6 protein-coding genes are annotated in these 6,000 nt (G+C 33.0%); all 6 read right to left on the bottom strand.

All coding sequences use genetic code 11. The features are described from left to right. Nucleotides 1-739 precede the first annotated feature (739 nt). The 6 genes from I0K12_RS08990 to I0K12_RS08965 all read right to left on the bottom strand — a co-directional run bounded on the left by I0K12_RS08990 (nt 740) and on the right by I0K12_RS08965 (nt 5,998). Nucleotides 740-2,572 (bottom strand): 2-oxoacid:acceptor oxidoreductase subunit alpha, encoded by a 1,833-nt coding sequence (locus I0K12_RS08990; RefSeq protein ID WP_196887252.1) that lies wholly within the window; start codon nt 2,570-2,572, stop codon nt 740-742. A gap of 69 nt (nt 2,573-2,641) precedes the next feature. Further along, nucleotides 2,642-2,881 (bottom strand): NifU family protein, encoded by a 240-nt coding sequence (locus tag I0K12_RS08985; protein WP_196887251.1) that lies wholly within the window; start codon nt 2,879-2,881, stop codon nt 2,642-2,644. Nucleotides 2,882-2,886: 5 nt separating this feature from the next. Continuing rightward, entirely contained in the window at nt 2,887-4,011 is a 1,125-nt protein-coding gene (locus I0K12_RS08980; protein ID WP_196887250.1) for an Mrp/NBP35 family ATP-binding protein, read from the bottom strand. A gap of 76 nt (nt 4,012-4,087) precedes the next feature. Continuing rightward, nucleotides 4,088-4,414 (bottom strand): MGMT family protein, encoded by a 327-nt coding sequence (locus tag I0K12_RS08975; protein ID WP_196887248.1) that lies wholly within the window; start codon nt 4,412-4,414, stop codon nt 4,088-4,090. A 6-nt stretch (nt 4,415-4,420) separates the two neighbouring features. Continuing rightward, on the bottom strand, nt 4,421-5,020 hold the full coding sequence (locus I0K12_RS08970) for a hypothetical protein (protein ID WP_196887245.1): 600 nt from the start codon (nt 5,018-5,020) through the stop codon (nt 4,421-4,423). A 3-nt stretch (nt 5,021-5,023) separates the two neighbouring features. Further along, nucleotides 5,024-5,998 carry an acyl transferase gene (locus tag I0K12_RS08965; RefSeq protein WP_196887243.1) on the bottom strand — a complete coding sequence of 325 codons (975 nt, stop codon included), beginning with the start codon at nt 5,996-5,998 and terminating at the stop codon, nt 5,024-5,026. Nucleotides 5,999-6,000 lie beyond the last annotated feature (2 nt).

Here is a 6,000-nt window from a genome sequence, read left to right as displayed (position 1 = left end):
CTTTCCGTTTTAGCGGTTGCAAATGTAATAACTTTTTTTATTCTGACAAGTCTTTTTCAAAACTTTTTTAAAAATTATTTTTTCAACCTTGTTTTAGAACTTTTTGCTGCTACAAACGCCGTTACCTTTGTTTGTTTTAGCGGATGCAAATGTACGTGAATTATTCGTTCCTGCAAGCCTTTTTGAAAAGTTTTTGCATTTATTTTTGATTGTTTTTGGAGAGAGTTTGGTTTTCAGTGGGTTGGGTGTGGAAAAATTTAACCACCCCCTGCCCCTCCTTTTAAAGGAGGGGAGTTTTTTTGTTTCGGCTTCGCTCAGCCACCGATGAACTATATTTTGGATTATGTACTTATTATATATAGTGGGTAGTACCACTATAATGTATTTGTTTTTTGCGTTAGGGATTGGAGTGATTAGCTTTTATTTTTCAAAAATTAGAAGTTCTTGGGAAACGGAGGCGACCAACGGAAGCCCACGGATGACCTAGAAATTCTTTTTTTGAAGAACAAAACTAAAAACGGAAAGCCCGACCCGGAGTTTTGACGGAGGGGAACGCCCGAATTTTAATTATATATAATAAAGGTATTATCTGTTTGAAATTTTATGTAGGAATTATTTAATCTGTAAAACATGTATAGTTAGTTTCACAAGAAAGGGAATATGATAAGTTATTGACTTTATATAAAAAATGCTATCTCTTTATTTGAGATAGCATTTTTCCTCATATTTATAAAATTAATTATAATAGTTCTCTAACCTTGTTTACAATCTCATTTGTGTAGAACGGAACTCCTTTAATTTTATTGAAAGGAATTGCATCAATAGCGAAAGTACTTCTAAGTACATTTACCAATTGACCATTGTTCAATTCTGGAACTAGAATTTTATCATATTTAGATAAAAGATCTCCTAAATTCTTTGGGAAAGGGAAAATGTATTGTAAATGTGTGTGCGAAACATCCATTCCTTCTGCCAACATTTCTTCCATTGCAGTTTTGATACTACCATAAGTACTACCCCAACTCATGATTAATACTTTTCCTGATTCTTTTCCATTATCAATAGTTTGTTCTGGGATAAAATCAGCAATTTTTGCAACTTTCTCTGCACGAATCTTAGTCATCACTTGATGATTCTCTCCGTTATAAGAAACATTTCCTGTTTTATCTTCCTTTTCTAAACCACCAACTCTATTTTCATAACCTTTCGTTCCTGGGATTGCCCATTCTCTTACTAAGTTTTCATCTCTCAAATAAGGTTGATGTTGTCCATTCACAATAGATTCTTCTGAAACTCCTTTTACTTCAATTTCACCTAAATCATCTTCCTTTGGAAACTTCCAAGGTTCTGATCCGTTTGCGATGAAACCATCTGTTAAAAGAATCACTGGTGTCATGTGCTCCAATGCAATTCTTGAAGCTTCGTAAGCCATGTAGAAACAATCTGAAGGTGATTTTGCTGCAATTACAGGAATTGGAGCATCTCCGTTTCGTCCATATAATGCTTGGTTTAAATCTGATTGTTCTGTTTTTGTTGGTAAACCTGTACTTGGTCCTCCACGTTGTACGTTTACAATTACAAGTGGAATTTCCAACATCAATGCTAAACCTAAAGCTTCTCCTTTTAGAGCCATTCCTGGTCCAGAAGTAGCAGTTGTTCCAAGATTTCCACCATAAGAAGCTCCGATTGCAGAAGCAATTCCTGCAATTTCATCTTCTGCTTGGAAAGTTTTGACACCATAATTCTTATAAGAAGAAAGATAATGTAATACATCCGAAGCTGGTGTAATTGGATAACCACCATAGAATAAATCTAGATTTGCTTTCTTAGAAGCAGCAACTAGACCGATTGCCGTAGCATGATTTCCAGTAATATTTCTGTATAAACCTGCATCCATTTTTGCTGGAGAAACGGTAAATCTTTCTGTAAAGACTCCATTTGTGTCTCCATAGTGATATCCTGCTTTTAAAACAGTGATATTCGCTTTTGCAATTTCTGGTTTATTTGCAAATTTATGTTCTAAAAATTCAATTGAATATGAGATTTCACGATTATAAAGCCAATAAATAAAACCAAGCACAAACATATTCTTGCTTCGTTCTACTTCTTTGGATGATAAACCAGATCCTTTTAAAGCTTCTTTTGTAAGTTTTGTTACATCAATCTCAAAAATCTGCTTGTCTTTATAAGCAGCATCATGAATTGGATTTTCCTCACATTTTGCAAGCTTTAAGTTTTTAGAATCAAACCCTGAAGTATTCGCAATTAAAATTCCATTCTTCTTCAGTTTACTTCCATTCTTTACTAATGCTGCTGCATTCATTGCAACTAAAACATCGCATAAATCTCCTGGTGAGTGAATATCTACACTTCCAAAATTAATTTGGAATCCAGATACTCCTGCAACTGTTCCTCTCGGAGCTCTAATCTCGGCAGGGAAATCAGGGAAAGTACTCAAGTCTGTTCCTTGATGTGCTGTCGTATTAGAGAATTGTCCTCCTGTTAATTGCATACCATCTCCAGAATCTCCTGCAAAGAGAATAGTAGCCTTATCTATATTGTGTTCTTTCATGCTCATAACTTGGGGCTAAAAGTAGGGATACTTTCTTTGTTGATAAATGATTTTTATCAGTACAATTGTTTATCGAACCTCAACAACTTCTTTAATTTCTGGAGCATAACGTTTAATAGTAGCTTCTACTCCATTTTTTAAAGTCATTTGATTTACTGAACAATTTGTACAAGCTCCCTCTAACTTAACTTTTACAATATTATCTTCAATAGAAATTAGCGAAATGTTTCCTCCATCCGTAATTAAAAATGGACGAATTTCTTCTAACGCTTTTTCTACATTTGTTCTTAATTCATTTGATGTTTCCATGTTTTCTATTTTGTGCTACATCCACTCATCGTAGTAATTCTAACAACTTCTGTTGGAGGTAAGTTTTTATTTCTTTTTAATAATTCTGAAACTACATTCTTTGTAATTTCTGAGAATGCTTTCTCTAATGGAGTGTTTTCTTGTAACGCAACGGGGTGTCCTACATCACCACCTTCACGAATACTTTGTACTAAAGGAACTTCTCCTAAGAAAGCTGTATTTAAATCTTCTGCTAAGTTTTTCGCTCCGCTTTGTCCGAAAATATAATATTTATTATCTGGTAATTCTGCAGGAGTGAAGTAACTCATATTTTCAATAATTCCTAAAACAGGAACGTTGATTGACTCTTGCTGGAACATTGCAACTCCTTTTTTAGCATCTGCTAAAGCAATGTTTTGTGGCGTACTTACGATTACAGATCCAGTGATTGGTAATGCTTGTACGATTGATAAATGTACATCTCCTGTTCCTGGAGGTAAATCGATTAATAAGAAATCTAATTCTCCCCAAGCTGCATCAAAAATCATTTGGTTTAATGCTTTTGAAGCCATTGGTCCTCTCCAAATTACTGCTTGATCAGGATTTGTAAAGAAACCTAAAGAAAGAATCTTAATTCCGTAACTCTCGATTGGTTTCATTTTAGAACGTCCATCAACATTTACAGAAATTGGCTTTTCTCTTTCAACATCAAACATAATATGCGTTGAAGGTCCGTAAACATCTGCATCTAAAATTCCTACAGAGAATCCCATCTTAGATAAAGTTACAGCCAAGTTACTTGTGATTGTAGATTTTCCTACACCACCTTTTCCTGAAGCTACAGCAATGATGTTTTTGATTCCAGGAATTTCTTTTCCTTTGATTTCAGTTTCTTTTTGTGGAACCTCAACAGAAACATTTACTTTTATTGTTAATGGAGTTTCTGTGATTTGTTGTACTGCTTTTTTAATTTCAGCTTCAACTTTCTTTTTTGCTTGTAAACTTGGATTTGAAATTGTTACATCAACAACAACTTCTGTATCGAAGATTACAATGTTTTTCACTGCATTACTCTCTATTAAGCTTTTACCTTCTCCTGGTGCTGTAATAGTTTCTAATGCTTTTTTTATATCGTTTTTCTGAATGCTCATTTATATATAATATTGTGACTTGTAAAAAATTACCACAAAGATAGTGAGTTCTATCGAAATAGCATATAATTCTGTGTTATGCTAACTCTACCACTGGATCCCAAAATAATTCTTGAAACTTTGTTACTTGTAAATCTTTTACTTCTATTCCTTCATTTTCTAAAAGTTGCTGCATTAGATTTGTCCCATCAAAATGATGCTTTCCTGTCAATATTCCTTTTCTATTTAAAACTCTGTGTGCCGGAATATCTTCCATTTCGTGAGAAGCATTCATTGCATAACCAACCATTCTTGCCGAACGAGGAGCTCCCAAATATTTTGCTATGGCACCATAACTGGTAACTCTTCCGTATGGAATCTGTCGAGCAACTTTGTATACCCTTTCAAAGAAGTTTTCTTCCATTAAATTTTAATACAAACAATTTTTATTATAGAACTCTACTACTCTCTGATAATCTTCAATACGATATTCTCCTGCTTCTACTTTTAAAATCAAATCTGGGCAATCTGAAAAATATCTATTCACTATCTGCGTAAAATTCTGATCAAACATATCAAAATTCTTCACCACATACGGATGTCCTTGAAGCGCATCTTTTTTCTTAATGTAGTATTCTATATAAGAAACCGAAGTTTTTTGGTTAGGATTTGGATTGGATTGCGATTGAAAATCTCCTAAAAATTGCGTAGTCGTCTTCTCATACAAACTAATCTCTCCACTTATTATCTTTCTTAGCAATTGTGGTTTTCTTCTACTAGTAATTTTTACATAATCATATTGTAACTCCTTTCCATTTGGGTTAAAAGTCACTCCTAAAAGATCTTTATAATTAAGCTTTCTAGTTTTCCCTTTTGCTGTGTTTTTAAAAATAACTTTATTTCCTTTTAATCGAACATAACCATAAGTTTTCGTACTGTCCTTATATATTACATAACCTTGACCAGCTCTTTGTGCAAAAGAAAAAGTTGCAAAAAGAAAAAACACTAATAATAATACTTTCGTTTTCATACTTTATTGAATTAATAAATTACAACCTCTAATATCTGAATTGTCAAACCTTCCAAGAATCTCGAATAAATTAGCATCCATTTTTTTCCCTAGATCTTGCGTAGCAATAAAAGAACAAGAATTGATATTTGCCAAATCAATCACATTGATTCCTCCTGCTTTTTTTAATGGAAAAATCTCAAAAGGGTCTTCTGTATTTCGAATCAAAATTTTCATCCAAGAAGGCGTTTCAAAAATACCATGTCCTTTAGAATATGCTTGACTTAATAATTCTGTCATCCCATACTCCGAGTGAATTTCCGATAGTCCAAATCCTTTTTTCAAAACTTCATGAAGTTCTGTACGGATCATTTCTTTTCGTTTACCTTTCATTCCTCCTGTCTCCATCACGATCGTATTCTTTAATTGAAAATTGTATTCTTCGATTAAATCCAACAATGCGAAAGAAACTCCAATCAAAAGAACTTTCTCACCAGAAATGTCTAATTCATTTAATGTATTCTTTAATTCCTCTAAGTTATGAAGATAAAATCCGCTTTTCGAATTTTTAGATTTATTTATCAAATCATTAACCATATAAATCAAAGAAGAACCTTCTCTTTCCAAATAAGAAGGTAAAAGAGCTAAAACCGTATAATCTTCAATATTACCATAAAACTGTTCGAAAGCTTTCAGATAACTCTGTTCGTACAAACCTAAATCTGTAACCAAATGCTGACTTTGCACACTTCCTGTAGTTCCACTACTCAAAAATATTTGTTTTACAGTATCTGTTGTAGAAAGTATTTTTTCGGTTTTAAAAAACTGAATTGGTAAAAAAGGAATCTTTTCAATTTCTTTTATTTCCTCTGGGTTTATACCTAAATATTTTACAAACCTTCCGTAGACTTCATTATTTTTCACCTGAAATCGGAAGACATCCAGTGCAGCATTATTAAATTCTTCTTCTGTTTTTATATCAAAAATTCGATTCTTCATAC

Source organism: Aureivirga sp. CE67 (assembly GCF_015767245.1).
GTDB lineage: Bacteria > Bacteroidota > Bacteroidia > Flavobacteriales > Flavobacteriaceae > Aureivirga.
The sequence above is the reverse complement of the archived record's forward strand: the minus strand, read 5'-3'. Positions and strand labels throughout refer to the sequence as shown.